This is a genomic window from Pseudoduganella violacea, from assembly GCF_014191875.1.
GTDB classification, from domain to species: Bacteria; Pseudomonadota; Gammaproteobacteria; order Burkholderiales; family Burkholderiaceae_D; genus Rugamonas; species Rugamonas violacea_A.
In genome coordinates this window covers 1-26,180 of sequence record NZ_JACHXD010000006.1, presented here as the reverse complement: position 1 = coordinate 26,180, position 26,180 = coordinate 1, and the positions used below count along the sequence as shown (strand labels likewise).

Below are 26,180 nucleotides of genomic sequence, written 5' to 3'. Positions count from 1 at the left end.
GTGCACCTTGCACGGCAAGGAGCTGCAACGACGCCACGGCCATTTTGAAGCGGCCTATCAATGCGCCCAGATGCGCAACTCGCCCTGCATCGACATGCTGCCGTTGATGTTCAAACTCCCCAGGCTGTTCGTCACCGGCGCCAGCGGATCGTTCTGCACGCTCAGCGATTCGTAGCCGAAGTTCGTATATTTCACCTTGCCCGGCAGGCTCACCGCCACATACTGCCCGCCATCAGGACGCTTGCGCACATCGAGGCCGAGCGCAAACATATCGACCACGCCGCGCAGATTGCGGATCACCAGATAGCGCGCGTCGCCCTCGCCCTGAAAGCCGACGGCGATGCGGCTGTCGTTCACCGCGCCGGGCAGCGTAGGATCGTTGATCACCAGATGGGTGGCGATGCTGATGCCGTCGCGCCCCGTCACCTGTTCCAGTTCCGCATCATCGAGCGCGCGCAGCGGATCGGCGCGCAGCGGCAGGCAGCAGCACAGCAGAGCGCTCAGCAGCAGGCCGCGCGCCAACAGCAGGAAGGTGATCGTCATGGCCGGAATTTGATGTCGAGGTATTGGATCTGCACCGACCCGATGCGCGAGGAACCGAAATCGGTGACGCCGCCGCCGGGATTGGTGAAGGAGATTTTGTCGATCTGGATGCCGCCTTGCGGCGCCTGCCCACTGCCATACTGCGCGTCCGGCCAGGCGATGCCGATATGCAGGCGCGGACCGCCGTTCTGCGCCACGGCGTCGATGCTGCCCGGCTGCGCCGCCACATCGGCGATGACCCAGGGCTGGCCGGTAAAATTGCCGGCACTGTCCACCGCGCCGAGGCGGATGCCGTCCATCGCCATCTGGCCCTGGACTTCGTTGCGGCCATTGGCGCGCAAGGCCAGCTGGCCGATCTCCATGCGCACCGCCGCGCCGAAGGCAACGCCGTCGCGCGTGCGCGGCGTGGAGAATTGCCAGCCGCCGCCGTACAGGACCAGATCCTTGAACAGCACGGCGCCGCCATAGCTGTCGATGCCGTCCGCGCTCACGCCCCAGTCGTAGGCGAACTGCCACTTCTGCGCGCCATCCGCATTGCGCGGCATGTCGAGGCGGATCACGTCGGCCAGTCCCGGCGCGCCGTTGACGATGTCGATGCGGTAGGGATCGGCAAACGGCTGGGCGCTGTCGCTGCGCGAGGCGCTCAGGTATTCGCTGTATATGCTGCGGCCCGGCTGCGCCGTGTAAGTGAGGCGCGCATCGCCGTCCATGCGAAAGCCGGACAAGTCGAAGCTGACGCCGTCGCCGCCACGCACGGCCGACAAGGCCTTGTCGTTCATCGGCTCCATGGCCGCGACATCGAAAGCCACCAGCGCCGCCAGCACCAGGGCGCACAGCGCCATCACCGGCAGCAGGCGCGCCGGCAGGTAGTCGGCATGGTGGTCGGCGTGCTCGGGAGGCGGCGCGGCATACGTCTCTGCGGACGCGCCGCGCCGGCCCAAGCGCAGGCGCAGGCGATACGCGGCGCGACGCAAGCCATGCAGCTCCGGACGCAGCGCTTCGCGGCATTCCGGGCGGTATTCGGCGCGCCACTCGTGGCGGCGCGCGCTGCCGTCGGGCAGGTGCGGATGGCGTTTCATCAGCGTCCCGGCGGCAGATTGGGCGGCAATGCGCCCGTGGCGTTGATGGCGCTGAGCTTGTCGCGCCAATTCATCCACATGCCCGCTTGCGCCATATCGGGCAGCTGGCTGGTGCCGGGCGGCGCGGGAAATTGCACACCCGTCTTCAGCATGGAAACCCAGAAGTCGCGGCTCGGGCCGGAGGCATCGCCGGCGCGCACCGCGCCCAGCTGGGAGAAATTCATGCAAGCCCCGCTGCAGCTGCCGTCCCAGCGCTTGCCGCCCAGCGCATCGCTGCGCGAATCGAGCGCGATGGCGCTGCCGTCGGCGGCCTTGCCTTCCACCCGCAGCGAACCGGAGAGCGTATTGATCTTCATGCCGATATCGCCGCTGATGCTGTCGAAGCCGAAGCGCATGCCGACCGCTTCGCGCGGCGCGGCGGCGTTGCCGCTGTCGCGGTAGACGAACTCGAAATAGGGATTGCCGATCTGGACCAGGCGCTGCGCGGCGCTGCCGTCGCTGCGGCCGAACTGCAGATGGGCGATATCGATGTCGGCGCCCATGCCCTCGCGCGCCGCGTAGCGGTAATCGCCCAGGCGCATGCTGCGCAGATTGGCGTTCAGCGTCACGTCCGCATCGAGAGCGATGCGGGTGAAATCGAAACCGCCCAGGCGCGTGTTGCTGAGCGCGATCAAGCCCTGGCCCCGCGTGTGCGACAGTTCCTCGTCGCTCATCGGGTGCAACTGGGCTTGCGCCGCGCCGGCAGCAAAAAGGGCCGCCGCGAAGGCGGCCATCAAAATGGAGGCATTCATGAGAGAAAAGAGGCGGCCGCCCGGAAGACGGCCGCCCCGGTCTGGATTAGTGAGCCCAGATCCAGACTTGGGTGCCGCGCAGGTCGAGCTGGTTCATGGCGAACGAGCCGAAGGAAGCAGCGTTGTTGCCCATCTTGACGGCGTCGACGCTGATGTTCAGCAGCTTGCCGGCTGCCACTTGCACGTCGGCCGGGATGGCGATCTGCACCACGTCGCCGCCGGTTTGCGGGTTGTAGAAGGTGCCAGGATTGGTCACGCCGACTGCGCCAGCAGCTTGCAGGAAGGAGTTTTTCGACAGGATGTCGATGCTGGCGGCAATCAGACCGGTGGCCTTGATGCCGTTGAAGCTAATCGAGCCGCCGCCCAGGCCGTTGGCGTCCAGTGGATCCGTATCGGTGTAGACGAAGGAATCCATTTTGACGTTCAGGTTGGCGAAGATCGACACGCCGTCCTGGCCGGTGACAGCACTCAGTTCGGTGTCCTGGATCGGGGTCATGGCCGATGCGGACAGGGCCAGGGAGGACAGTGCGGCAGCTACCAGGGTGGTGATCAGTTTCATCGTTTTATCTCCGTTGTGTATGTGTTTGTGTATGTGGGACTACCTGTTTTCCTGCACTTCCTTGGCCGGCTTGCCCTGATGGGGCGCAACGGCCGAAGCACTGCTCTTAATATTATTTCAATATTAATTAAATTTATGATAGGAGTTGCCGCCGACCGCGGTCTACGTTCTTGCGCTGACCGGAAAAGCCAAACGCTTGTCCCTGCAAGCCATTCAGAGGGAGCGCTGTGTTGTATGCGCGTCAACTGCGTTAGCATAAGTTCGCAACAAAAGGGCTAGAGTCACCGTTCTAATTTTTTGGCTGCGAAGCAAGAGCACTTTATGCGTTAATAAATTACAAAAATATCAAGAACGACTGTACGCAAAATAAAGCACGGTCGTTCTAATAAATAGGAGACAAAACATGGGAGTCACACAAAAAGGCCGCGCGACGGCCAAGGGCAGCGCTCACCCTGAAACTTTGTCCATTCCAGGGGGGCGGCCATGCTGATGCTGCTGATGGGGGTACTGGCCGTGCTGATCGGCGGCGCCGGCGCCCTGGAGCGCCACGAAGTCAAGGACCGGCCCCAAGGCCAGTTCGAAATGCCGCAAAACCTGCTGGGCGGCGGCAGCTACAACCAGGCCGTGACGATGGAGCCGTTCAGCGAGCTCAAATACCGCCACATCGTGCGCCAGGCTTACGACTACAGCTGCGGCTCGGCGGCGCTGGTGACCATCCTGCGCTTCCACCTCGGCCTCCAGGTCACGGAACAGCAGGCCATGGAAGGCATGCTGGACAAAGGCGAGAAGGACAAGATCATCGAGCGGCGCGGCTTTTCGCTGCTGGACATGAAGCGCTACGCGGCCTCGCTGAAGGTGCAGGGCGCCGGCTTCCGCGCCGAGGTCAAGGATTTGCTGACGCTGACCGAACCGGCCATCGTGCCGATCGATTACGCCGGCGCCAAGCACTTCGTGGTGCTGCGCGGCATCCGCGACGGCGTCGTGTTCATTGCCGACCCATCGGCCGGCAACCTCGCCTTCTCGGTCGAGGAGTTTGCCCGGCTGTGGGACAAGAACACCCTGTTCATCCTGTCCGCCGCCCCTGGCAGCAAGGTGCCGGCACAACTGGCGCTGAACGACCAGGAACTGGGCGTGGTCGATATGGACCGCATCACCAACCGCGGCCAGATGGGCCAGATCAATAACGCGGCGCACTTGCTGGAGCGCGCCGTCAATTCGGGCGCCGCCGGCACCTGGACCCGGCGCCAGTAAGCGCCGCCTGTCGTCTGTCGCAAATCAAGCACCTCAAGTACCTCAAGCACCCCAAGCATAAGGAAAAACCGAGATGAAATTACGCATGCTGCCTGCCCTTCTTGCCTCCACCCTGCTGCTCCAGCTGCCCGCCCACGCCCAGCAGAGCACGACCGCGCCCGCCAGCGCCGATGCCGCGCGCGACGCCCTGGCCAAGAAGGAAGGTGAAGGCGACCAGAGCGCCCTGCTGAAGGAAACGCTGACCGCCGTCGACAAACAATATTCGCTGATCCGCCAGGGCCAGTACCAGGTCAGTTATGACCTCAACTACAGCTACATCGGCCAGGAAAAAATCGTCACCGACTACTCCATCGCCGGCCTGACCCTGTTCGAAATCGAGAACACCAGCTCTCACACTATCACCAACACCCTGTCGGCCGACTACGGCGTGCGCAACAACCTGACTGCCAACGTCACGCTGCCCGTGATCTCGCGCTACTCCGATGTGCGCGGCCACAGCGGCCTGTCCAACACCCTGGGCGACATCAGCCTGGGCGCGCGCTGGCAGCCTTTGGAGGCGCGCCGCGACCGTCCCAACCTGACCGCCACCACCACCGTGCGCCTGCCCACCGGCCGCAGCCCCTTCAAGGTGGTAGCCGGCAGCGGCCAAGCCACCGGCAGCGGCGTCGGTTCGCTCTCGGCCGGCTTGAACGTCAATCGCATCGTCGATCCGGTCGCCCTGTTCGGCTCCTTCAGCGTGACCGGCAGTCTGCCGGCCAAGCATCTGTGGCAGGTGAACGGCACGCGCGTGCTGACCAAGGTGCAGCCCGGCCCCTCGGTCGGTTTCGGCATGGGCTTCGCGTATGCGCTCTCGTATGGCATCTCCACCACCATGTCCTTCCAGCAGTCGATCGCGGCCGGCTCCAAGCTGACCTTTGCCGACGGCCTGAAAGTGAAGACCAATATGCAGACCTCGGCCATGCTGAACCTGGGCCTGGGTTACCGCATGTCGCCCAAGACCACGGTCAATCTGTCGGTCGGCATCGGCCTGACCAGCGACTCGCCGAATCTGTCGGTGGGCCTGAACCTGCCGCTGGCCTTCTGAGCCTGAGACGCAGCCATGGCACCACACTGCCGCCTTCTGGCCGCGGCCTGCGCCGTCGCCTGTACCCTGCCGGCCCATGCCGCGCTGGTGGAAAACCTGACCACCAGCGTGACCGCCATGGCGCTGGGAAATGCCGTCACGGCCGATCCGCCCGGCATCGATTCGGTGCACTTCAATCCGGCCGGCCTGGCGCGCATCCAGTACGATATGGAGAGCCAGTCCTTCTTCGCCGCCTCGATCCGCAGCAACGCCAGCTTCCGCACGCCGCCCGGCTTCAGCATCGGCGGCTGGTATGACGATCCGCTGTCCGGCACCAAGGCCGGGCCGGTGCGCCAGGCCATGTATGTGCCGACCTACGGCATGCCGGGGTGGCGCCTGCCCGGCGTGCTCATTCCCAGCCTGGGCATGGCGTTCCACAAAGAGGGTTCGCCGTTCACCTTCGCCACCAACTCGTATATGGCGCAGGCCATCAGTATCGACCGCACCACGGACCCGAACGACCCGGCGCGCTTCCAGGGCCGCCAGGTCCAGCTGCAGCGCCTGGTGTACCTGTCGCCGTCGGTGGGCTACCGCTTCTCCGACACGCTGAGCTTCGGCGCTTCGATTCCGATCGCCCACTCGGCCTTCGTGGTCGATACGCATATGCGTTTTCCCAATGAGCTGCTGGGCGTGTTCGGCAGCCTGCAAAAGGGCTGGTGCCCGGAAAGCGGCGGCAATGTGATCGACGTCTTCGGCTTCGGCCTGTGCGGCGGCGGCCGCGAAGGTATGGTTTCGCCGTTCAAGAAAGCGGCCTCGATGCGCCTGGAAATGACGGCGCCTTTCGATCCCACCATCAATCTCGGCGTGCTGTGGGAACCCAAGCCCTGGTTCGCGCTGGGCGCGGTGTACCAGGGCGGTTCGAAGACGCGCTACAGTGGCAACTACGAGTTCCGCGCCGATCCCATGCTGCGAAACTTCGTCAAGGGCCTGAATTCCAGCCTGTTCGGCCCCATCGCCGGCGCGGTGCTGGGCCTGCCGACTTCGATCCCCGAAGTCCAGCACGGCAATCTGAGCGCCACCATTCCCTTCCCCTCGCACCTCCAAGTGGGCATCAAGCTGCGCCCGGTGCGCTATGTGCAGCTGAATGTGGACGCCAGCTATGCGCGCTGGAGCGACTGGAACGCGCTCACCTTCGAGTTCGACCAGAGCATACGGCTGCTCGAAGTGGCGCGCCTGTACGGCATTCCCGATTCGAGCAAATTGAAAATCCCGCGCGGCTACAAGAGCGTGGTGAATATGGGCTATGGCCTGCAACTGTTTCCTACCCAATCGCTGGCCCTGCGTTTCGGCTATGAGCCGCGCAAGAGCTCAGTCCCGGCCGACAAGATCGACCTGATCGCGCCGCTGCCGGACACCAAGCTGTATAGCGTGGGCCTGAACTACAAGTTCAAGTCCGGCAGCGATATCAGCTTGACGGCCTCGTATATGAAGGGCGACTTCAATGCGCCGGCCAACAGCAGCTGCAATATGAACTGCAACACCTTCCTGAACGTGATCTACAACCCGTTTGCGGGCCACGATGTAGCGGGCGATATCAAAGTGCACTACGTCGGGTTCAGTTACAACCATCGTTTTTAGGAGCGATCTGCCATGAAAAAACCATCCCTACTCCTTGCCCTCCTGCTGCTGGGCAGCGCCGCGCAGGCGGCCGCGCCAGTGCCGGCCTCGAAACAGGAACTGGTCAACAAGGTATTACAGCTATGGCATGTGGAGAATGTGGGCCAATCCATGCTGCAGGCGCCGGTCAGCGACGCGGTGCAGCAGGCGCGCGCCATGCTGCAAGGGCGCGCCGCGGTCGAGAAGCGCGACGCCGCCATGACCGAGATCGTGCAGGACGCGAAGAAGTTTATGGAGGACAATACACCGATCGCGCGCGCCAGCGCGCAGAAGATGGCCGGCGCCAAGGTGGCGCCGCTGCTGGCCGAGCGCTTCACCGAGGACGAGCTGAAACAGATGATCGCCATCCTCGAATCACCGGTGAAGAAGAAGTTCGAGGACATGCTGCCCGAGCTGCAAAAATCGCTGGGCGACAGCGTGGCGGCCGACACGCGCGGCGTGATCGAGCCCAAGCTGCAGGACCTGCAGCAACGCATCGGCATGCGCCTGCGCAGCGCCATCGCACCCTGAGCCGGGAGGCCATCATGACTTATTCCTCAGCACTGCATCTGGTGCGCGGCGTGAAATCGCGCCTGGCGCATTCCGGCCTGGCGGCCGACCAGCTGTTCGAGATGGCGGGCCTGAACGAAGGCGACGGCCTGGCCTGCGACGCGCTCACCCTGTCCGACCGCCTGAGCCATCTATGGGAACTGCTGGTCGAGCATTCCAAGGACCCGCTGATCGGCTTGCGCATCTCCACCCCGCACCGCCTCGGTTGGCTGGGCGTGATGGGCCACATCATGCTGGTGTCGCCCACCGTGCAAAGCACCATCGAACGCTGTCACGGCCACACCCGCGTGGCCCTGCTGCTGCCGGGACTGAACCGCGTGGTGCCGCAACAACGCTATGACTTCGTCTGGTGCGTGCTGCTGCGTACCCTGCGCTGCGCTTCCGGCCGCGACGACGCCAATCCGGTGGCGGTGGAGTACACGTTTCCGCCGCCGGCCAACGCGCATATCTACGAACAGACCTTCGGCTGCCCGGTGCGTTTCGACATGCCCAATAATGTGATGGAATTTTCCGACGCCGATCTGGTGGCGGCCCTGCCGAACGGCGGCATGCCGGTCAGCGGCGAGATGCTGGCCAAGCTGGCGGCGGCCGAGCCGAAGGGCTTCCGCGGCCGCGTGCAGGAACTGCTGACCACCATGCTGCCCAAAGGTCCGCCGCACCGCGATTCGGTGGCAGTGCAATTGATGGTCAGCGAGCGCACCTTGCAGCGCCGACTGGCCGAGGAAGGCACGAGCTTCAGCCAGCTGGTGGACGACACGCGGCGCGAGCTGGCGCGCCAGTCGCTGGCGGCGGGCGATTTGTCGCTCAAGGTGCTCAGCTTCCAACTGGGTTTTTCCGAGCCGAGCGCCTTCTACCGCGCCTGCAAGCGCTGGTTCGGCATGACGCCGTCCACCATCGCCGGCGGGAGAACGCCATGAGCTTGTTGAGCAAGGATCGCAGCCACCATCTATTTGGCCAGCTGCTGGTGCGCCACAAGCTGATCTCGGAAGAGCAGCTGCAAAAGGCGATCGAGCATCAGCGCGCCACCGGCCAGCGCCTGGGCGAGATTTTCGCCGAGTGGGAACTGATCACGCAGCAGCATGTGCACGATATCCTGCGCCGGCAGCGCCGGGTGCGCATGGCGGCGGCCTTTATCGCGGCCCTGTTCGCGCCGCTGGAAAGTTTCGCGGTGCAAGCCTTGCCGGCGACGGCGGTGGCGGTCCAGCCGCTGCTGCCCGGCCGGCAGGAATCGATGCAGGCGCTGAGCGAAGCGGAGATGGATGCGGTCACGGCCCAGGGACTGCAGGACGATGTGGTGCATGAGATCGAGCGGCATATGAAGGACCGCAATGTGAAGATCATCGGCGACATGGCGCGCCTGATCAATCCGGTGCTGGGCTTTCTCGACGCCGATGTCAGCATGCACAATGTGGTGTACGACCACTCGCGCGCGCTGACCACGCTCAACGCCGACGGCTCACTGACGCTCAGCCTGCCCAGCTCCATCGGCGAAATCAGCCTGCGCAACATCCGCGTGCAAGGCAGCAACCCCGACGGCCCCAGCTTCGGCAGCATCAGCATGAAAGGCATCGACTTGACCGGCACCACCATCACGCTGATGGTCAAGCATTAACTGCCGAGCCCGTGTCCACCTTGGTGCCTGGCACCAAGGTGGACACGGGCTCGGCTATGGTGCGGCTTACTTGGCGTGGCGGATTTTGCCGAAGGCGTCGCCGGCTTTCCAGGTCGGCATTTTCGGGCTGTCGGCCACCATGCGGCCCAGGTTCAGCGTGAACTGGGCTTGCTGGGTCATGCCGGACAGGTCCCAGCTCGGATCGTATTCGTCGCTGACCTGGTGGTAGCTCTTGCCGTAGGCTTTGCGCTTCAGCGCGGCGCCTTCGGGATCCTTGCTGAACTCGCGGCCGGCTTCGATCGAGAAGGCGGGCACGCCGGCTTTGGCAAAGCTGAAGTGGTCGCTGCGGAAGTAGCCGCCGGCCAGGTCGGGTTCGGCCTTGGCGATTTGCATGCCCATGGCTTTGGCGGTGGCTTCAGCCATCTTGCCCAGCTCAGTGCGCTCGCTGCCCTGGGTGCCGATGTCCTTGGTGGTGCCGACCCAGTTCAAGCTGTCCAGATTGAGGTTGGCGGCGGTCTTGTCGAGTGCCCACAGCGGCGCGCTGGCGTAGGCGGCGCTGCCCAGCAGGCCTTGCTCTTCGGCGGCGACCCACAGGAACATCTGGCTGCGCTTGGCCGGCGACTTCACGGCTTCGGCGGCCATGGCCAGCAGGGCGGCGGTGCCGGAAGCGTTGTCCACCGCGCCGTTGTAGATGGTGTCGGCACCCGTGCCTTGCTTGCCCAGGTGGTCCCAGTGCGCGCTGTAGATCACCACTTCGTCTTTCAGCTTGGGATCGGTGCCCGGCACCACGCCGGCCACGTTGAACTGTTCGACGTGGCGCACTTCGGCCTTCATCGCGCCGGCCAGCTTGGCTTGCAGGGCGACCGGCTTGAAGTCCTTGCGCTCGGCGGCGGCGCGCAGCGCGTCCAGATCCTGGCCACCGGACTTGAACAGGGCGCGCGCCGTGTCTTCGGTCATCCAGCCTTGCAGCGGGGTGCCGGGCGTGCCTTGCGCCAGCTGGAAGCGTTCCACGCCGCTCCAGCTGTTCTGGATCACGCTCCAGCCATAGGAGGCGGAAGCGTCAGTGTGGATCAGCAGCACGCCGGCCGCGCCGCGGCGCTTGGCTTCTTCGAATTTATAGGTCCAGCGGCCGTAGTAGGTCAGCGCCTTGCCGCCGAAGCGGTTGGGCTGCTCGGCGGTCGGCTGCGGGTCGTTGACCATCATGACCAGCACTTTGCCTTCCAGGTTCTGGCCCTTGAAGTCGTCCCAGCCCTCTTCCGAGGCGCTGATGCCGTAGCCGACGAAGACCAGCTCGGCGTTCAGATTGTGTTCGGCCTTGGCGTCGCCCGGCGCAAAGACCCAGTCCTTGCCGAAGCTGAACGGCAGGGCGGCGCCGTTCGCTTCCAGGCGCAGGGTGCTGGCTTCCGGCTGGGTTTTCACGCCGGCGATTTTCACCAGCTGGCGGAAGCTGTTGCCGTTGCCCGGCTTCAGGCCCACGGCCAGCGCCTGGTTTTCCAGATAAGCGACGGTCAGGTCGCCGCCGCGCTGGCCGGTGCCGCGTCCTTCCAGCAGATCGCTGGCGAGGAAGGCGAGGTGGGCGCGCAGCGGTGCTTCCTGCACTACCGGCGCGCTTTTGGCGCCAGCCGCATAGGCAGGGAAGGCCAGGGCCAGGCTGGCGGCGATGGCGCCAGCGGCAAGGGATGGGAACATTTTCTGCATGATGTCCTGTATTTTGTGAATAAGGTCGAAGGAGGTAATGCCTGACGGTGCGGCAGCAGCGCCGCGCCGTGCATTGTATGCGATTGCCGCGCCAAATATGCTGTGCAGCGCAGCATAGGCGGGCGCGGTTGACGCCGGGGCGCCGCCTCGGGGATACTGCGGCCATGCCGACCCCGCCCCTGCCTTCGCCCTTGCCCTATATCGGCCGCTTTGCGCCCTCCCCGACCGGCCCCCTGCATCAGGGCTCGCTGGTGGCGGCCATGGCCAGTTATCTGGACGCCAAGGTGCACGGCGGCCAGTGGCTGGTGCGCATCGAGGATGTGGACGAGGACCGCAATGTGGCCGGCGCCGACCGCCATATCCTCGCTTCGCTGCAGCGCTGCGGCATGCAGTGGGATGGCGAGGTGACGTGGCAAACGCAGCGCTACGCTTTTTATGAAACGGTGCTGGCCCAATTGGGCCAGCATGTCTACCCCTGCGGCTGTTCGCGCCGCGAAATCCAGGATTCCCAGCTGCGCCTGCAGGCGGCGGGCGCCGCGCCGCACGCGGGCCTGGTCTATCCCGGCACCTGCCGCAACGGCCTGGCGCCGGGCAAGACGGCGCGCGCCCTGCGCCTGCGCACGCCGCAGCAGCCGCATTGCGTGATCGCCTTCCAGGACCGCTGGCATGGCCAGGTCAGCCAGGACATCACGGCCGAAGTGGGCGATTTCGTGATCCGCCGCGCCGACGGTTTTTGGGCTTACCAATTGGCGGTGGTGGCCGATGACGGCGCCCAGGGCATCACCGATATCGTGCGCGGCGCCGACCTGCTTGACTCCACGCCGCGCCAACTGTATCTGCAAGCCTTGCTTGGCCTGCCGCAGCCGCGCTATCTGCATGTGCCGGTGGTGCTGGCCGAATCGGGCGAGAAGCTGTCGAAGCAGACCGGCGCCCAGGCTTTCGACGATGGCGTTCCGGCCGCCGCGCTCTTGCACAGCGCCCTGCTGCCGGCCGCGCGCTTTCTCGGCCTGCATCTGGCGGCCAACGATATCGACGATTTCTGGCGCCGCGCCGTGCCGGCCTGGGAACAGCTGCTGCGCGAACGCCTGCAAGAAGGAGCTTGAAGCCTCAGTGCGGCATCTCGTCCGGCAGCCGCAAGAGCAGCCAGGACAGCCCGCCATGCAGCAGCGGCAGCAGGAAAACGATGATTTCGCTGTCGCCGCCGATATTGATACGGTGCAGCACACCGGAGATGACCACCGGCGCCAATGCCGCCCAGGTGCGGGTCAGCGTGGCCGGGTCAAGGCGGCGCACAGCCACCAGATTCAGGACCAGCGCCAGCAGATTCATGCCGCGCAATGCCCACTCTTCCAGTGGCGACGCATAGGCGATGCCGAACAGCATGCTCTGGATCAGCAGACCGAGCAGCAATACCAGCAGCAGGATAGGCAGGGTGGAACGGTTCACCTCGTCCTCCTCTGTGATCCTGGCATGACTATCTCCTTAATATCTTTTGCCTATAGGAATTAAAGCACGTAGCGTGCCACACCTGGTCCCCCTCGCAAACACTGTTGGTATCTCTTGCATCTGTAAAATTTTCCGACAGATGAGTCAAATTACATTGAACGAACGAACGTTCAGTGTTAGCATCGACGCTCAGTTAAGGAACGATAGTCATGAAGCGTGAAGAAAAAGTCTCGGTGCGCCGTGCCGGCATCGTCGAAGCCGCCTTGGGCTGCTTTTTACAGCAAGGTTTCCATCAAGCCAGCATGCGCGACATCGCCGCCGCAGCCGGCGTCAGCCTGGGCAATCTGTATAACCACTTTCCCAGCAAGGAAGCGCTGATTATGGAAATTGCCCAGGTGGAATCGGACGAGCTGGAACCCATGCTGGCCGCCCTGGAGCAGGAAGCGCCGCTGGACGCCCTGCTCGGCTTCGCGCGCGGCTATCTGCACTGGTGCAGCAGCGTGGAAAACGCCGTCCTCACCAGCGAGGTGATCGCCGAGGCGGCGCGCCGCCCCGATCTGGCCCAGCTGTTCGCCCTCAACCGCAAGCACTTGTGCAAGGCGCTGGCCGACACCATCCGCCGCGGCGTGCAGGACGGCACGGTGGACGGCGCCATCCCGTCCGCCGCCTTGGCCGACGTGCTGCTGGACGCCATTGAAGGCCATGCCCTGCGCGCCATGCTGTTCACCCCTCCCGCCGGCGGCGCCAAGGCGCTGCTGCCCGTCCTGCGCAAGCTACTCACGCCATGAACAACATTCATACCCCACGCCTGGAAGGATTGGACTTGGCGCGCTGCCTGGCCTTGATCGGCATGGTCCTGGTGAACTTCCGCCTGGCCATGGGTGCCACTACGGGCGGCCCGCCCTGGCTGGGCCGCCTGCTCGAAGCGCTGGAAGGACGTTCCGCCGCCACCTTCGTCACGCTGGCCGGCATCGGCCTGGCCCTGGCTTCGCGCAAACTCGCTTACTTCGACGCGCTGTCGCAGACCGCGCGCCGCGCCGCGATCCTGATGGTGGTCGGGCTGGTCAACTTTATGGTCTTCCCGGCCGATATCATCCACTACTACGCCATCTATTTCCTCGTCGGCGCGCTTTGCCTGCCGCTGGGAACGCGCTGGCTTCTGCTGCTGATCGGCGTCATCGCCGCCGTGTTCACCGCCCTGCTCTTCGTGCTCGATTACGGCTATGGCTGGAACTGGCATGACTTGAGCTATCCCGATTTCTGGACGCTGGAAGGCTTTGCGCGCAATCTGCTGTTCAATGGCTGGCATCCGGTACTGCCCTGGACCGCCTTCTTCCTATGGGGACTGGCGCTGGCGCGGCTGCGCATGGACGATCCGCGAATCCAGCGCTGCATGATCGCCGGCGGCAGCGGCGCGGCCATGCTGGCATATGCGCTGTCGGCCGCCGTCAACGCCTGGCATCCCTCGCTCGGCGGTCTGTTCGGCGTCACGCCGCTGCCGCCCGTGCCGCTGTACCTGCTGGCGGGCGGCGGCATCGCCACCGCCGTCATCGGCGTCTGCCTGTGGGCAGCGCAGCGCTGGCACCAGGCCGGCTGGCTGCAAGCCTTGCTGCCGGCCGGGCGCATGACGCTGACTTTGTATATTGCCCATATCCTGCTCGGCATGGGCGTGCTGGAGCAGATCGGCTGGCTGCAGGGGCGCGGCATGCCGCAGGCGGTCCTGGCGTCGGCCGTGTATTGCGCGGCGGCGCTGGGCTTTGCCTGGCTGTGGGCGCGGCGGATCAAGCGCGGACCGCTGGAGACGGTGATGCACCGCCTGATCGCCTAAGGCGCTGAACGAACTGGCATATAATCTTGGGTTTGCCGTTTTTGAAGCAGCCTTGAAATGATTAACAACGCAACACCGCAGGAAACGCGGCCGGCCGTCGTTCTCCTGCATAGCTCCATGAGTTCCCGTTCCCAGTGGTCCGAGTTGATGAAGCAGCAGGAATCGGACTTCCGTTTTATTGCCGTTGATTTGCTTGGCTACGGCAAATCTCCCTTCCCTGACCATGTGGAAGGCGCTGCCTTCTCGCTGGCGCACGAAGCCGATGCGGTGAGCGCGGCGCTGGCCGCTCACCTGGACGCGGGCGAGCCTTTCCACCTGATTGGCCACTCCTACGGCGGCGCCACCGCCCTGCGCCTGGCGCGCCAGATGCGGGAGCGCGTGCTCTCGCTGGTCCTGTTCGAACCGGTGGCTTTCCACTTGCTGGCCAAGGACGATGCCGCGCGCGTCGAAATCGAGGCCGTGGTGGCCGCGATCCTGGCTGCGGGCAGCGAGCAGGATGCCACCCGCATCTTCATCGACTACTGGAACCGCGCCGGCGCCTTCGATGCGCTGGCGCCGGAACAGCAAGCCCGTTTCACCGCGCAGATCGCCAAGGTCAAGCTGGACTTCCAGGCCCTGCTGGGCGAACCAGCCAGCTTGCGCGATATGGCGGCGCTGGATATGCCAGCCCTGGTGCTGCACGGCCAGCACGCGCCCGCCTCCACCCGCCGCGTCGCCGAGGAATTGGCCGCAGCCCTGCCGAACGCCGCCCTCACCCAGACCAAGGGTGGCCATATGGCGCCCATCACCCACGCCGCCGCCGTCAATCCCCTGCTGGCCGGCTTCCTCGCCGGCACGGCTGTCCTGAGCGACTAAGACCGTTGGCCCGGCAAGCCATGCGTTTGGCTTGCCGGGCCAACGTGCGCGCCTCGTGAGCCGTTTCGCTTCGTGTTGAAATCATCCAACCGCGCCCGCCATCGCCAGCGCGGCCTTCCTTCCTGAACGCATACCATATCGATAGGAGACAGGCATGATTGGATGGACTTTCAAGCGCAAGGCCATGGCGGCCAAACTGCTGCTGACGGCGGCAACCCTGTTCGGCGGCGCCCAGGCGCAGGCCGCCAACGATTATCCCGTGGTGCTGGTGCATGGCTTCCTCGGCTTCGGGCCGAACGAGCTGCAAGGCACGGGCTTCAGTTACTGGGGCGGCTTCAACGACATCGCCGCGCATCTGCGCAGCGGCAAGCGGCAGGTGTTCGCCACCGGCGTGGGACCGGTCAGCTCGAACTGGGACCGCGCCGTGGAGCTGTACTACCAGATCAAGGGCGGCTGCGCCGACTATGGCGCCAAGCATACGGCGGCCCATGCGGCTTACGGCGCAATCCAGAAGCCCGCCGGCAAATGCTGGGCCGCCGACCCAAACAATAATCCACGCAACTATCCGCTGGCCCTGTATCCGGCTTGGGACGCCAGCCATCCCATCCACCTGATCGCCCACAGCCAGGGCGGCCAGACCGTGCGCACCCTGATCCAGCTGCTGGAAAACGGTTCGCCCAACGGCAACGAGGGCGGCGGCGAGCTGTATGCAGGCGGCAAGGTGGGCTGGGTGAAAAGCGCCACCACGCTCGCCACGCCGCACAACGGCACCACCCTGCGCGATGTGATCGTGGACTTCGTGCCCAAGGTGTCGGAACTGGCCGGCAGCATCGTCCAGGTCGCGGGGCTGGGCGGCAGCAACAATCCCGTCTACAAATTCCGCCTGGAGCAATTTGGTCTGGCGCAGGGACCGGCTGAATCCTTCGACGACTTCCTGGAACGCATCAAGGGCGCGCCTTTCTGGTCGCTGTCGAACCACGATTCGGCGCAATGGGAGCTGGGGCCGGACGGAGCGCGTGAGTTGAATGCCTGGGTCAAGACCTCACCCAACGTCTACTACTACTCGATCGGCACCAAAGCCACCGAGCAAGGCGGCTTTTGCTGCAACGGCACCGACCGCGTGATCGCGCCGATCCAGAGCAGCAGCTACCAGTATGCGCGCGACGATATGATCATCTTCATGAAGAACACGGCGGGCGAATGGGTGGTGCCGTCCATCCTGCAGCGCGGCATGGGGTCGTACACGCAGTCCGCATCCGGCCGCGTGGCGATCGACAACAGCTGGTTCGCCAACGACGGCGTGGTCAACACCATCAGCATGAAGGCGCCGGCGGGACAGCCGGTGCGCAACTATGATGGCACGTCGGTACGCGGCAAATGGAACTATCTGGGCTACTATGATGGCTTCGACCACTTCGACGTCATCGGCTGGCTGCAGCCCGCGTCAGCCATCAATCCGGTCTTCGACAAGGTGGCTGGCATCATCTACGGCCTGTAGCAAGCCGGGCGGACGCGGAGCACCGCGCCCGCCTTCTTTCAGGAGGCTGCATGCAGATCAAGCATTCCTTGAAACGGCACCTTATCGGCGCTGGCATTCTTGGCGCCGTGGCGCTGATCGCTTTCACCGACAGCGACGCGCCGGCAAGCGGCGACGACGCCACGGACAAGAGCGCGCAGGCCGCCGCAACGGCATTTACCCAGCTGTCCATTATCGCACCTGCGACGGGCGACGCCACCTCGCACACCACGCTCCCGCTTGCCGCGCTCTCTACGGAGGCGCAAGCGCAGGCGCTGCAACGCGCCGTACTTCAAACCGAACGCCAGGTAGCGGCGCTGCGCCGCCAGGGCGGCGACGCCAATGCAGTCTACCGGCTGCGCGCAGGCGCCCTGCCCGCCGCCACGGTGGCGGGGCTGATGCAGCGGGAGGACGCCGAAGCAGGCATGCGCCCGGCCGGCAACGCCGCCGCGCTGCCGCCGCCGCTCAGGCAGGAGTAAGGCCACGCGCAGATATCGGGAAGAGCGGGTATAGTCCTGCTATGTTCCATCCTGCTCACCCTATGAAGATTCCTGCTCCTTACCACGTGGCCGTGGCCTGCCTGGCCTTCGCCGCCAGCACCGCCCACGCCGCAACGCCCGAATGCGGTGGCCTGCCCCGCCTCGATGTCACCACCCCACCTGGCTTCTGCGTCGCCCAACTGGCCGATGGCTTCAAGTTCCCGCGCGGCCTGCAGCCGCTGGCAAATGGCGATCTGCTCGTCACCGACATGGGCGGCTGGGAAGAAGGCCGCGGCAGCATATGGCTGCTGACCCGCGGCGCGCAAGGCTATGAGCGCAAGCAGCTGCTGAACCATCTCGATCGTCCCAACGGCATCGTGCTCGGCCCCGATGGCCTGATCTATGTGGGCCTGGTCAAGCGCATCGTACGCTTCGACCTGCGCGATCCCGCCGGCACCATGTCTGACGTGGTGGGCGGCGCGTCGAAGACAGCGCCCCTACCCGGCCTGGGCCGCCATCTGCTGACCGCCATGCGCTTCGACCGCAAGGGCGATCTGTATGTGAACGTCGGTTCGGCCACCGACCATTGCGAGAACGCGGACGGCGCCGCCCCGGCGCCGGACAAGGCCTGCGCCGAAGCCGAAGGCGAGAGCCCGCTCGGCTCGATCCGCCGTTACGGCATGAAGTGGCCGGCCGGCACGGTGGAGAGCAGCGAGGTGTATGCGCGCGGCCTGCGCAACTCGATGGCGCTGGCCTTCCATCCGGTCAGCAACGCGCTATGGCAGGGCGAGAATTCGCGCGACTTCATCCAGGCCGCCATGCCCAAGCTGGCCAACGACAACAACCTGCCGCACGATGAATTGAACCTGGTCCAGCGCGGCGCCAACTACGGCTGGCCCTACTGCTACGACGATCGGCAGCCCAGCCCCGAATATCCGCAAGCCGATTGCAGCAAGTACCGCAAGCCGGAGCGCCTGCTGCCCGCGCACGCCGCGCCGCTCGGCATGCTGTTCTACACCGCCGGCCGCTTCCCTGAAGTGTATAAAAACAGCCTGATCGTGGGCTACCATGGCTACCGCCAGCACGGCCATCGTCTCGTGGCCCTGTTGCCGGACAAAGCTGGCGCGCCGCTCGGCAAATCGGTGGACCTGATCAGCGGCTGGACTTCCAAGCCGCACCAAGGCATGGGCGCGCCGGTCGACGTCAAGCAAGGCGCGGACGGCAATATCTATATCGCGGAAGACCGCACCGGCCGCATCGTCAGCCTGCGCTACGAAGGCGAGACCAAGGCGGCGGAAGGGAAGTAAGCATGCAGAAATGGTTGTATCTTGCGCTCGCGATCGTGGCCGAAGTGATCGCCACCTCCGCCTTGAAGAGCAGCGCGGGCTTCAGCAATCCCTGGCCCACGGCGCTGGTGGTGGCGGGTTACGCCACCGCCTTCTACTTCCTCTCGCTGACATTGAACAGCATGCCGGTGGGTATCGCCTACGCCATCTGGTCCGGCGTCGGCACGGTGCTGATTGGCCTGGTGGCGTGGCTGGTGCACGGCCAGCGCCTGGACTTGCCGGCCTTGCTGGGCATGGCCCTGATTGTCGCGGGCGTGGCCGTCATCAACCTGTTTTCGAAAACGGCCAGCCACTGACTCAGTTGATAAAATAGCCGGCCACGCGCCATGCGCCGTCGGCTTCGCGCAGCAGGGTCACGGTTTCGATGGACTTGGCTTTCTTCTCGAACTCGGTGTCGTACTGCACGATCACATAATCGCCGTCAGGCAGACCAGGCAGGGACTTGGAATACTGGCCCGACTTGAGCTTGCGCGAATTCACGTGGCCCAGGGTGGGGCGCAGGGAAGACAGCGCCTTGACCCACTCTTCCTTCGATACGCCATGCTGGAACAGCTTGGCCGCTCCGTCCCAGGTGCTGGCGTAGTTGCCGGGATCGGCCACCGCCAGCCAGCTCTGGGCCGCCTTCTGCGCGTCATCGACTTCAGGCGCGTTGGCGGCGCCGGCGGCGGTGCTGAACAGACAGGCCGCCGATAAAATCAGACTTGATAGAGCTTTCACCGCATACCTCCGTTGTCATTTGGATGACGCGATGGTACGCCTGCTGGCGCGCCGTTTCTAAAGGAATCATTAAGAAGCGCTGGTCTGGCCCGGCTAGCGCACCGCGTTGCCGCGCACCTCGACCACCTGGCCATCGGCCGGCGGATGCGCCGTCCATTGCGCCAGCACGTCCAGATCAAGATGATAGCTGCCAAGCAGCGCGCGCCAATGCTCGTCCGCCGCCATGGTATCGATGGCCTGGTTGATCGCCTTCAGCAGGCCGGGAGGAGTGGCCTTGCCGATCAGGATGCGGCGCGTGAAGCACTGGTGCGCCCTGCTGGCCACGTGCAGCAGGCTGCCCAGCTCCTTGTCGGCCGCGGCATGGGCATAGATCGTATATGGCACGACGGTGAAATCGGCCCGCCCCAGACCCACTTTCTGCAAGCCGCTCAACTCATCCTGGCTATCCTCGCGCTGCAGGCGGCGCGTCACCGCCATCTGGTCGATCAGCTCATAGCGGTAGCCGCGCACGCCGGCAAAGCGGCGCCCCACCAGCGAAGCCGCGCCCTCATACTCGATCGGCTGCATGCGCCCCGAGATCAGCAGATTGCAGTCGACAAAAAGGGGTTTGGACCAGAGATAACGCGTCATATACGGGTCGCCGACAAAACGCGGGGCGATGAACAGGACCACGCCTTCGAAACGTTCATCCTTGCTCAACTCGGCGGCGTGCAGCCGGGTACGCGGTATCGGCCGGTATTCCAGCTGATATTCCGGCGGCAGCTCGGCATTCAGGCGCGTGGCCAGCGCGCGCGCCAAGCCGCGCGCCGCATCGATGGAGTATGGCGCCACCAGATAGGTGTTATAAGCCGGGATGGGACGCGCCGCTTCCTGCGCGCCAGCCCAAGCGCAGGATGCCACCATCAGCAGGGCAATCGTATGTTTCAACACAAAAGTCACCTGGCCGGAATGCAGAAACGAAGTCTACTTTACCATGGGGCGGTCATGTTCACCGCCTCCACCCAGAGCCTTGCCCGATCCGGCCATGGGATGACAGTTTTAGGCATGTCAATTCGACTTTCAGGCATTTACCCTGGGAGGCCGGACGCGGTCTAATTCAGGTGCGGCAAACAACGCCGCTCTCCAGCAAAGGAATGTGATCATGCCCAAGAAAATCCTCGTGGTCCTGACGGCCACCGAAAAATATCCGAACCTGCAGCGCGCCACCGGCATATGGCTGGGCGAAGCGGTTCACTTCGTCGATGTGGTGCAGCAGGCCGGCTACGAGGTCGATTACCTGACCCCGCACGGCGGCTACACGCCCATCGATCCCCACAGCCTGGCACTGGCCGAGCCTATCGATTGGGAATGGTATGGCAAGCGCGATTTCATGAACCGCCTGGGCGCCACCTTGAAGCCGGCCGACGTGAACACCACCGACTACGCGGCCATTTACTTCGTCGGCGGCCATGGCGTGATGTGGGACTTCCCGGACAATCAGGATTTCCAGCGCTTGAGCCGCGAAATCTATGAGGCGGGCGGCTATATCGCCTCCGTCTGCCATGGCGCGGCGGGACTGCTGAACATCAAACTCTCCGATGGTTCGCTGCTGGTCGAAGGCAAGCAAGTCACCGCTTTCACCAACGAGGAAGAGCGCCAGGCCGAGCTGGATAAGTTCGTGCCTTTCCTGACCGAGGACGAGCTGGTGCGCCGCCGCGCCCACTTCCAGAAAGCGCAGCAGCCATGGCAGCCCTTCGCGGTTTCCGACCAGCGCCTCATCACCGGGCAGAATCCGGCATCCGGCGCGGCCGTCGCCCGGTTGCTGGTACAGGAACTGGCCGCGCGCTAAAGGAGGATGGCTTATGCAAACCACGATGAACGCCATCGAATTCGCCGGCGCCGGCGGCCCTGAAGTGCTGCGGGTGGTGCAGCGCCCTGTGCCGCGGCCAAGCGCAAACGAAGTCCTGATCCGCCACCTGGCGGCCGGCATCAATGGGCCGGACGTGATGCAACGCAAAGGTTTATACGATCCGCCGCCTGGCGCTTCCGATATCCCGGGCCTCGAAGTGGCAGGTGTCGTGGCGGCCGTGGGCGCGCAGGTGGAACATATCCAGCCGGGCGACCAGGTGGTGGCCCTGATTCCGGGCGGCGGCTATGCCGAATACAGCGTGGCCGATGCGCGCACCGTCACGCCGCTGCCGGAAGGGTTGACGCCAAGCGAAGGCGCCGCGCTGCTGGAAACCTTTATGACCGTATGGACCAATATGTTCCAACGCGGCCAATTCCGGCGCGGCGACAACATCCTGATTCACGGCGGCGCATCGGGCATCGGCACCACGGCCACCATGCTGGCCAAGGCTTTCGGCGCGGCGAAAATCATCACCACCGTCAGCACGCCCGAGCAGCGCGAAGCCAGTCTGGCGCTGGGCGCGGACGTGGCCGTGCTATACCGCGACGAGGATTTTGTGGCGGCCAGCCGGGATGCGACGGATGGCCGGGGCGTGGATATCATCCTCGACATCATCGCCGGCGACTATGTGGCGCGCAACTACGCCGCCGCTGCGATGAATGGCCGCATTGTGCAGATCGGCGTGATCGCGGGACCGGCAAGGGAACTGGACCTGTTTCCCATGCTGAGCAAGCGCCTGACGCACATCGGCTCCACGCTGCGCTCGCGCACGGCCAATGAGAAGGCGGCGCTGCTGGACGAGTTGCGCCGCAATGTCTGGCCCTTGCTCAAAGCAGGCGCGCTCAAGCCGCTGGTTTATCGCCGCTTCCCGCTGGCCGAGGCCGGGCAAGCGCATGCGTTGATGGATTCCGGCCAGCATATTGGTAAGATCGTGCTGACGATGACGGCCAGCGCCGCATAAAGGGGGAAACGCAGAGATGACATCGGCAAGCGATCAGGCAATTGTACGGCGTCTGCTGGCCCTGGCGCCGCAGGAGGGAGATACCGGCACGCGCCTGCCCGGCGTAACGCTGATGCGCGCCAACAGCACGCGGCCGCCCAGCGCGGTGCTGCAAAGCCCCACCATTGTGCTCATGGCCCAGGGCTTGAAGCGCGGCTTTCTCGGCAGCGAAGTCTTCCACTATCAACCCGGGCAATATCTGATCGTCTCGGTGCCCCTGCCCTTTTATTGCGACACCATCGTGACGGAAGGGGAACCCATGCTGGCCCTCGCCGTCGAAATCGATATGGGACTGGTATTCGACCTGCTCGCCAAAATGCAGGCCACGCTTGCCCCCTCGGTTGAACTGCCATCCCGCGGCATGGCCGTGGTCGACCTGGATGAAACGTTGCGCGACGTCCTGGAACGGCTGCTGGCCAGCCTGGGGTCGAACGAAGAGCTGGCCGTACTGGGGCCACAACTGCTGCGCGAGCTGCACTACCGCGTGCTGCAGGGGGCGGGAGGGGACTGCCTGCGCTCGCTCGCCAGCTGGCATGGGCGACGCGGGCCCATCTTCCTCGCCTGCGAACACTTGCGTACACGCTATGCGGAGCCGCTTAGCGTCGACGCGCTGGCGAAAGAAGCGGCGATGAGCACGTCCAGTTTTCACAAGGCGTTCAAGGCACTGACCGGACACTCGCCCATTCAATACCTAAAGGCCGTGCGCCTGCATAAGGCCCATGAACTGATTGCCAGGCAGGACAGCCCGGTGGCGCAGGCGGCCTTCGCGGTCGGCTACGCCAGCGCATCGCAGTTCAGCCGCGAATTCAAGAGGCTGTTCGGTTATTCGCCCGCCGAGGCTAGCTAAAGAGGATTTGAAATTGCCGCGCCCAGGCCCTACGCTGAAACCAGAGGAAGCGCCACGCCGGCGCGGCCTCCAATCTTGACCTCAGCACAATCGGCATATTGTTCACTCAATCGATCAGGAGGCGAGTATGTCAAAGCTAGTCAAACGGGCGGTCCTGCTGGCATCCGGCTTCGCGCTGGCGCAAGGCGCCGTCAGCGTAGCGGCGCAGGATGCCACGGCCACTATCAAACGCGATTCCGAGGCTGCCAAGCGGCTCGATGAGCCATCCTTTCAAACGCGCGAGGAACGCCTGAAATCCAAACCGCTCGACTGGAACACCACCATCGGCAAACCAAAGCGCAAAGCCATGACGGCGGCCGAAAGAAAGGCGCTGGAGGCGGCCAAGCCCGAGTCGCATGAGGGCGGGCAGCCCAATGCCAAGGCCGATGAAGAGGCGCGCAAGATGCACCCGGAAGAGTGGAAGGACCAGAAATAACAACATCAAGGGAGGTCTGAAATGGATACGCAAGCGATTCCCGGTTGCCCGCATTCCCGTCTGATCGTCGCTCTTCTTGGTCTCAGCCTGTCGGGCCAAGGCTGGGCAGGCACCGCCAATGTCTTTACCCAGTATCAGGAAACGAATAACTCGAATACCCCCCGCGCCATCGGCAAGCTGTTCACCAACAGCGGTTCGTGCAGCGCCTCCGTCATCAGCGGCAACAACATCATCGTGACCGCCGCCCACTGCTGCTGGAACCGCTCCACCAAGAGCTGGATCGGCGGCTGGTCCTTCGCCCCGGCCTACAACAGCGGCAGCGCGCCCTATGGCACCTTCACCTGGTCGCAGGCGCGGGTGCTGAACAGCTGGATCGACAACGGCGACGTGGCGTCCGACGTCTGCCTGATCGCCCTGCAGAACGATGCGGCGGGGCGCGGCGTGACCTACTACACGGGATGGCTGGGCCGCTCGTGGAATTACGGCAGCGTGTTAAGCCAGCATGCGCTTGGCTATCCGGGCAATCTGGGCGGCGGCAATACCTTGCAGCTGTGCGCGTCGGAGAGCTTCAGCCCCAGCGCCGCCTGCGGTGGCGCGGCCATCCTCAACACCGGCTGTTCGATGACGTATGGCTCCAGCGGCGGGCCGTGGATACGCGACTACCGCACAGGCAATCACGTCGATTCGGTGGTGCATGGCTATGACAGCACCACCTGCACCGGCGCCTTCGGCCAGACTTTCAACGGCGCGCGCTTCACGACCAGTAACATCGTTGCGCTATGCAACGCACAGGGTTGCTGAAAGCACTGAATGTAGCGGCGGCCCCGTGCCGCCGCTTTCAAAGGCAGTCAATCACCACGCAATTCCGGAGGTCCGCTGATTGGTGTCGCTGAATTCAAATACAGCGCAACAGTGTTGTCCTGCATTACCCCGGCCATCTAGCAAAAAATTGATCTAGATCATGTCCTCCATGCCCGGCGGAAACGTAGCATGGTGGATGACAGGCGCCCGCTGCCAGGGAGCCTAGAGGAGTGATGCAAAATGGCCAAAAAATTCCCGATTAAACCCCTTCACCCCGAGCGCATTTGCTGGGGCTGCGACAAGTACTGCCCGGTCGATGCGCTGGCCTGCGGCAATGGGTCGGAGCGCACCCAGCATCCAATCGAATTGTTTGGCGATGATTGGATGGACCCGCTGCTGCCCTTCGATGCCGACGAGCAGTCCGACACCGCTGCCGCTTAGACTACCCTCGGCAAGCGCCGATACCGCCAAGTCCCCGCAATTAAGCACGCTTGCTTAATCTTTCTCAAATCGCTACCATCGGAGCTACGATGAAGCAGAGCGAGTTTGTGAAATGGCTCAAGCAACATGGTGCGACCTTCGAGGATAGATCAAACCATTTGCGAGTCTTTTGTAACGGACGAATGAGTCACCTGCCTAGGCATCCTGCCAAAGAACTCAAAACGGGCTTAGTTGAGGCGGTTAAGAAACAACTCGATCTGAAGTAAGCTCGTAAAGCTCAGCCAACGTCAGAAAAAATTTTGCAGGAGCAGTTATGAAATACCCGGCGCGATTTGAACCCGACCCGAAGGCAGGCGGCTTCGTCATCACTTTCCGAGACATTCCAGAGGCGGTTACACAAGGGGATGACGATGCCGAAGCGATGGAGATGGCGGAGGATGCGCTGATCTCTTCCATCGAGTTCTATCTGGAGCAAAAGCGGCAGATCCCTGCACCATCCACGCCCTTATCGGGCGAACGTCTGGTGCCGATCCCGGCCATCACTGCGGCAAAAGTCTTGCTGCTCAATGAGATGATTGCGCAGGGTATCGGACCTTCGGAACTGGCTCGCAAGATGGGGACCATTCCGCAGAACGTCAATCGGCTTATCGATGTGCGCCATACGTCGAAGCTGGAAAGCATTGAGCTGGCGGTGAGCGCTCTAGGAAAACATTTAGAGCTAAGCATCGTCTAAACTGATAAATGCGCCAATGCCGTTGCCAATCGCAATCCCTGTTTTCATGGATCACCAAAAACACCTTCACTAGCAATCCCTGCTTTGCGCTCTAAGACAGCGTAGAACCCCTTTGAAAGGCATGCCTCATTTTAAGGCTGCGAAAGTGAAGAACGGCGCGGCGCTCCTGGCTTCTGGATCAATTCGCTGGTACGCACGAAGGTCGGGAGCATCATGCGCAGGTAAATGCGCATGCATTGAACAAGCGCGTCATTACTACCAACTACTGTGAAAAGCTACGGTAATTCATCTGCGCTGATTGGCAAAGTACCCTCGCCTGTCTGCCTTTGACCTCGGCTGCCTTGAGGAAGCAAGCAAACTTATAATTTTCCGCTGTGCAATGATCTTGACGCTGCTCAAGCCAGCCTCCCTCTTCAGGGGTAATACTGGTTCCGACCATCAATATTCGGGGGCATACATATGCACAACAGCGGATTGCAGGCGGCGCCGGAGGAAACACCTCAGGCGGTTGGAACTTATCAACCAATCGCATTGCCTGACGGTACAACTATGACAAATATCTTCCAGCCCCAAGATGGACGGGGATTCTTCATGCTTCCGCAAGCCCCCGAAGAGGCCGGTTATTATGTCTATGGCACACCGGGGGGCGGTGCCGCCCATTTTTCGCATCCTAAGTTACTGAGCCTGATTCTCGTCGTCGAACGGGAATGGCAGGCGATAGACAGTCGCAAGTTCGGCATCGGGAACATCAGCATCGCTAACGGTCTGCCGTTCGGCCACGAGTCCCATATGAAGGGATTGGAGGTCGACGTACGTCCGCTGCGCAAAGACGGCAAACAAATACCGATCAACTACACTGATTCTCAATATGATCGTGCCGCTACGAGCCAGCTGCGGTGGTCAAGAAATTTCGGACACAACAATAGGTTCACGCACTGCCATTTTCCGTTCATAGACGGCGGGCGACAGATTGCCCAATGCTGAAT

31 protein-coding genes are annotated in these 26,180 nt (G+C 63.7%); 23 read left to right on the top strand and 8 right to left on the bottom strand.

Annotation, left to right across the window (positions count from 1 at the left end):
- Positions 1 to 57: 57 nt before the first annotated feature.
- From FHS03_RS12050 to FHS03_RS12035, 4 genes are read right to left on the bottom strand one after another with little or no spacing between them, the layout of a single operon-like run.
- A complete protein-coding gene (locus FHS03_RS12050) occupies positions 58 to 543 on the bottom strand; it encodes a hypothetical protein (RefSeq protein ID WP_229426184.1) in 486 nt (161 codons plus the stop codon).
- Complete coding sequence (locus FHS03_RS12045) at positions 540 to 1,622, bottom strand: hypothetical protein (RefSeq protein ID WP_229426183.1); 1,083 nt, start codon at positions 1,620 to 1,622, stop codon at positions 540 to 542. The genes FHS03_RS12050 and FHS03_RS12045 overlap by 4 nt, the downstream gene beginning before the upstream one ends.
- The gene (locus FHS03_RS12040; protein ID WP_183441225.1) at positions 1,622 to 2,413 is read right to left on the bottom strand and encodes a hypothetical protein; all 792 of its coding nucleotides are present in this window, start codon (positions 2,411 to 2,413) and stop codon (positions 1,622 to 1,624) included. The genes FHS03_RS12045 and FHS03_RS12040 overlap by 1 nt, the downstream gene beginning before the upstream one ends.
- A gap of 46 nt (positions 2,414 to 2,459) precedes the next feature.
- Positions 2,460 to 2,972 (bottom strand): DUF6160 family protein, encoded by a 513-nt coding sequence (locus tag FHS03_RS12035; protein WP_183441224.1) that lies wholly within the window; start codon positions 2,970 to 2,972, stop codon positions 2,460 to 2,462.
- A gap of 483 nt (positions 2,973 to 3,455) precedes the next feature.
- Between FHS03_RS12035 and FHS03_RS12030 the strand changes: the two genes are divergently transcribed.
- From FHS03_RS12030 to FHS03_RS12005, 6 genes are all read left to right on the top strand, one after another.
- Positions 3,456 to 4,223 carry a C39 family peptidase gene (locus FHS03_RS12030; protein ID WP_183441223.1) on the top strand — a complete coding sequence of 256 codons (768 nt, stop codon included), beginning with the start codon at positions 3,456 to 3,458 and terminating at the stop codon, positions 4,221 to 4,223.
- Positions 4,224 to 4,296: 73 nt separating this feature from the next.
- Positions 4,297 to 5,307: a transporter gene (locus FHS03_RS12025; RefSeq protein WP_183441222.1), complete on the top strand. Its 1,011-nt coding sequence runs from the start codon at positions 4,297 to 4,299 to the stop codon at positions 5,305 to 5,307.
- A gap of 15 nt (positions 5,308 to 5,322) precedes the next feature.
- On the top strand, positions 5,323 to 6,924 hold the full coding sequence (locus tag FHS03_RS12020) for an OmpP1/FadL family transporter (RefSeq protein ID WP_183441221.1): 1,602 nt from the start codon (positions 5,323 to 5,325) through the stop codon (positions 6,922 to 6,924).
- A gap of 12 nt (positions 6,925 to 6,936) precedes the next feature.
- A complete protein-coding gene (locus FHS03_RS12015) occupies positions 6,937 to 7,473 on the top strand; it encodes a DUF2059 domain-containing protein (protein WP_183441220.1) in 537 nt (178 codons plus the stop codon).
- A 14-nt stretch (positions 7,474 to 7,487) separates the two neighbouring features.
- The gene (locus FHS03_RS12010; protein ID WP_183441219.1) at positions 7,488 to 8,429 is read left to right on the top strand and encodes an AraC family transcriptional regulator; all 942 of its coding nucleotides are present in this window, start codon (positions 7,488 to 7,490) and stop codon (positions 8,427 to 8,429) included.
- Positions 8,426 to 9,124 (top strand): cyclic di-GMP-binding domain-containing protein, MshE-related, encoded by a 699-nt coding sequence (locus FHS03_RS12005; RefSeq protein ID WP_183441218.1) that lies wholly within the window; start codon positions 8,426 to 8,428, stop codon positions 9,122 to 9,124. Before FHS03_RS12010 ends, FHS03_RS12005 begins: the two co-directional genes overlap by 4 nt.
- 66 nt (positions 9,125 to 9,190) lie before the next feature.
- Here FHS03_RS12005 and FHS03_RS12000 read toward each other — a convergent pair whose 3' ends face one another.
- Positions 9,191 to 10,822 (bottom strand): M28 family peptidase, encoded by a 1,632-nt coding sequence (locus FHS03_RS12000; RefSeq protein WP_183441217.1) that lies wholly within the window; start codon positions 10,820 to 10,822, stop codon positions 9,191 to 9,193.
- Positions 10,823 to 10,986: 164 nt separating this feature from the next.
- Here FHS03_RS12000 and gluQRS point away from each other — a divergent pair, with 164 nt between their 5' ends.
- Positions 10,987 to 11,925 (top strand): tRNA glutamyl-Q(34) synthetase GluQRS, encoded by a 939-nt coding sequence (gene gluQRS / locus FHS03_RS11995; protein ID WP_183441216.1) that lies wholly within the window; start codon positions 10,987 to 10,989, stop codon positions 11,923 to 11,925.
- 4 nt (positions 11,926 to 11,929) lie between these two features.
- Here gluQRS and FHS03_RS11990 read toward each other — a convergent pair whose 3' ends face one another.
- On the bottom strand, positions 11,930 to 12,268 hold the full coding sequence (locus FHS03_RS11990) for a hypothetical protein (RefSeq protein WP_183441215.1): 339 nt from the start codon (positions 12,266 to 12,268) through the stop codon (positions 11,930 to 11,932).
- A 209-nt stretch (positions 12,269 to 12,477) separates the two neighbouring features.
- Between FHS03_RS11990 and FHS03_RS11985 the strand changes: the two genes are divergently transcribed.
- The 7 genes from FHS03_RS11985 to FHS03_RS11955 all read left to right on the top strand — a co-directional run bounded on the left by FHS03_RS11985 (position 12,478) and on the right by FHS03_RS11955 (position 18,588).
- Positions 12,478 to 13,056: a TetR/AcrR family transcriptional regulator gene (locus FHS03_RS11985; RefSeq protein ID WP_183441214.1), complete on the top strand. Its 579-nt coding sequence runs from the start codon at positions 12,478 to 12,480 to the stop codon at positions 13,054 to 13,056.
- The gene (locus FHS03_RS11980) at positions 13,053 to 14,096 is read left to right on the top strand and encodes a DUF418 domain-containing protein (protein WP_221208127.1); all 1,044 of its coding nucleotides are present in this window, start codon (positions 13,053 to 13,055) and stop codon (positions 14,094 to 14,096) included. The genes FHS03_RS11985 and FHS03_RS11980 overlap by 4 nt, the downstream gene beginning before the upstream one ends.
- A gap of 57 nt (positions 14,097 to 14,153) precedes the next feature.
- The gene (locus tag FHS03_RS11975) at positions 14,154 to 14,951 is read left to right on the top strand and encodes an alpha/beta fold hydrolase (RefSeq protein ID WP_183441213.1); all 798 of its coding nucleotides are present in this window, start codon (positions 14,154 to 14,156) and stop codon (positions 14,949 to 14,951) included.
- Between the two features lie 154 nt (positions 14,952 to 15,105).
- Positions 15,106 to 16,449, top strand: coding sequence for an esterase/lipase family protein (locus FHS03_RS11970; protein WP_183441212.1), 1,344 nt, complete (start codon positions 15,106 to 15,108; stop codon positions 16,447 to 16,449).
- A gap of 50 nt (positions 16,450 to 16,499) precedes the next feature.
- A complete protein-coding gene (locus tag FHS03_RS11965) occupies positions 16,500 to 16,946 on the top strand; it encodes a hypothetical protein (protein WP_183441211.1) in 447 nt (148 codons plus the stop codon).
- A 62-nt stretch (positions 16,947 to 17,008) separates the two neighbouring features.
- Positions 17,009 to 18,253: a PQQ-dependent sugar dehydrogenase gene (locus tag FHS03_RS11960; protein ID WP_183441210.1), complete on the top strand. Its 1,245-nt coding sequence runs from the start codon at positions 17,009 to 17,011 to the stop codon at positions 18,251 to 18,253.
- A 2-nt stretch (positions 18,254 to 18,255) separates the two neighbouring features.
- A complete protein-coding gene (locus FHS03_RS11955; RefSeq protein ID WP_050409099.1) occupies positions 18,256 to 18,588 on the top strand; it encodes an SMR family transporter in 333 nt (110 codons plus the stop codon).
- Between the two features lies 1 nt (position 18,589).
- On the opposite strand, the gene FHS03_RS11950 is transcribed toward FHS03_RS11955, so the two are convergent.
- Positions 18,590 to 19,009 carry a DUF4019 domain-containing protein gene (locus FHS03_RS11950; RefSeq protein WP_183441209.1) on the bottom strand — a complete coding sequence of 140 codons (420 nt, stop codon included), beginning with the start codon at positions 19,007 to 19,009 and terminating at the stop codon, positions 18,590 to 18,592.
- A 93-nt stretch (positions 19,010 to 19,102) separates the two neighbouring features.
- Positions 19,103 to 19,936: a transporter substrate-binding domain-containing protein gene (locus FHS03_RS11945; protein WP_183441208.1), complete on the bottom strand. Its 834-nt coding sequence runs from the start codon at positions 19,934 to 19,936 to the stop codon at positions 19,103 to 19,105.
- A 214-nt stretch (positions 19,937 to 20,150) separates the two neighbouring features.
- Between FHS03_RS11945 and FHS03_RS11940 the strand changes: the two genes are divergently transcribed.
- From FHS03_RS11940 to FHS03_RS11900, 9 genes are all read left to right on the top strand, one after another.
- On the top strand, positions 20,151 to 20,837 hold the full coding sequence (locus FHS03_RS11940) for a type 1 glutamine amidotransferase domain-containing protein (RefSeq protein WP_183441207.1): 687 nt from the start codon (positions 20,151 to 20,153) through the stop codon (positions 20,835 to 20,837).
- 13 nt (positions 20,838 to 20,850) lie between these two features.
- Complete coding sequence (locus tag FHS03_RS11935; protein WP_183441206.1) at positions 20,851 to 21,858, top strand: NAD(P)H-quinone oxidoreductase; 1,008 nt, start codon at positions 20,851 to 20,853, stop codon at positions 21,856 to 21,858.
- A 16-nt stretch (positions 21,859 to 21,874) separates the two neighbouring features.
- Positions 21,875 to 22,744 (top strand): AraC family transcriptional regulator, encoded by an 870-nt coding sequence (locus tag FHS03_RS11930; RefSeq protein WP_183441205.1) that lies wholly within the window; start codon positions 21,875 to 21,877, stop codon positions 22,742 to 22,744.
- A gap of 127 nt (positions 22,745 to 22,871) precedes the next feature.
- Complete coding sequence (locus tag FHS03_RS11925) at positions 22,872 to 23,219, top strand: hypothetical protein (RefSeq protein ID WP_183441204.1); 348 nt, start codon at positions 22,872 to 22,874, stop codon at positions 23,217 to 23,219.
- A gap of 21 nt (positions 23,220 to 23,240) precedes the next feature.
- Positions 23,241 to 24,020 carry a trypsin-like serine peptidase gene (locus tag FHS03_RS11920; RefSeq protein WP_183441203.1) on the top strand — a complete coding sequence of 260 codons (780 nt, stop codon included), beginning with the start codon at positions 23,241 to 23,243 and terminating at the stop codon, positions 24,018 to 24,020.
- A gap of 240 nt (positions 24,021 to 24,260) precedes the next feature.
- Entirely contained in the window at positions 24,261 to 24,461 is a 201-nt protein-coding gene (locus tag FHS03_RS11915; RefSeq protein ID WP_183441202.1) for a DUF3079 domain-containing protein, read from the top strand.
- An 89-nt stretch (positions 24,462 to 24,550) separates the two neighbouring features.
- Positions 24,551 to 24,727 (top strand): type II toxin-antitoxin system HicA family toxin, encoded by a 177-nt coding sequence (locus FHS03_RS11910; protein ID WP_183441201.1) that lies wholly within the window; start codon positions 24,551 to 24,553, stop codon positions 24,725 to 24,727.
- Between the two features lie 47 nt (positions 24,728 to 24,774).
- Positions 24,775 to 25,194, top strand: a complete 420-nt coding sequence (locus tag FHS03_RS11905; protein WP_183441200.1) for a type II toxin-antitoxin system HicB family antitoxin — start codon at positions 24,775 to 24,777, stop codon at positions 25,192 to 25,194.
- 459 nt (positions 25,195 to 25,653) lie between these two features.
- A complete protein-coding gene (locus FHS03_RS11900) occupies positions 25,654 to 26,178 on the top strand; it encodes a penicillin-insensitive murein endopeptidase (RefSeq protein ID WP_183441199.1) in 525 nt (174 codons plus the stop codon).
- The last annotated feature ends 2 nt before the right edge of the window (positions 26,179 to 26,180 follow it).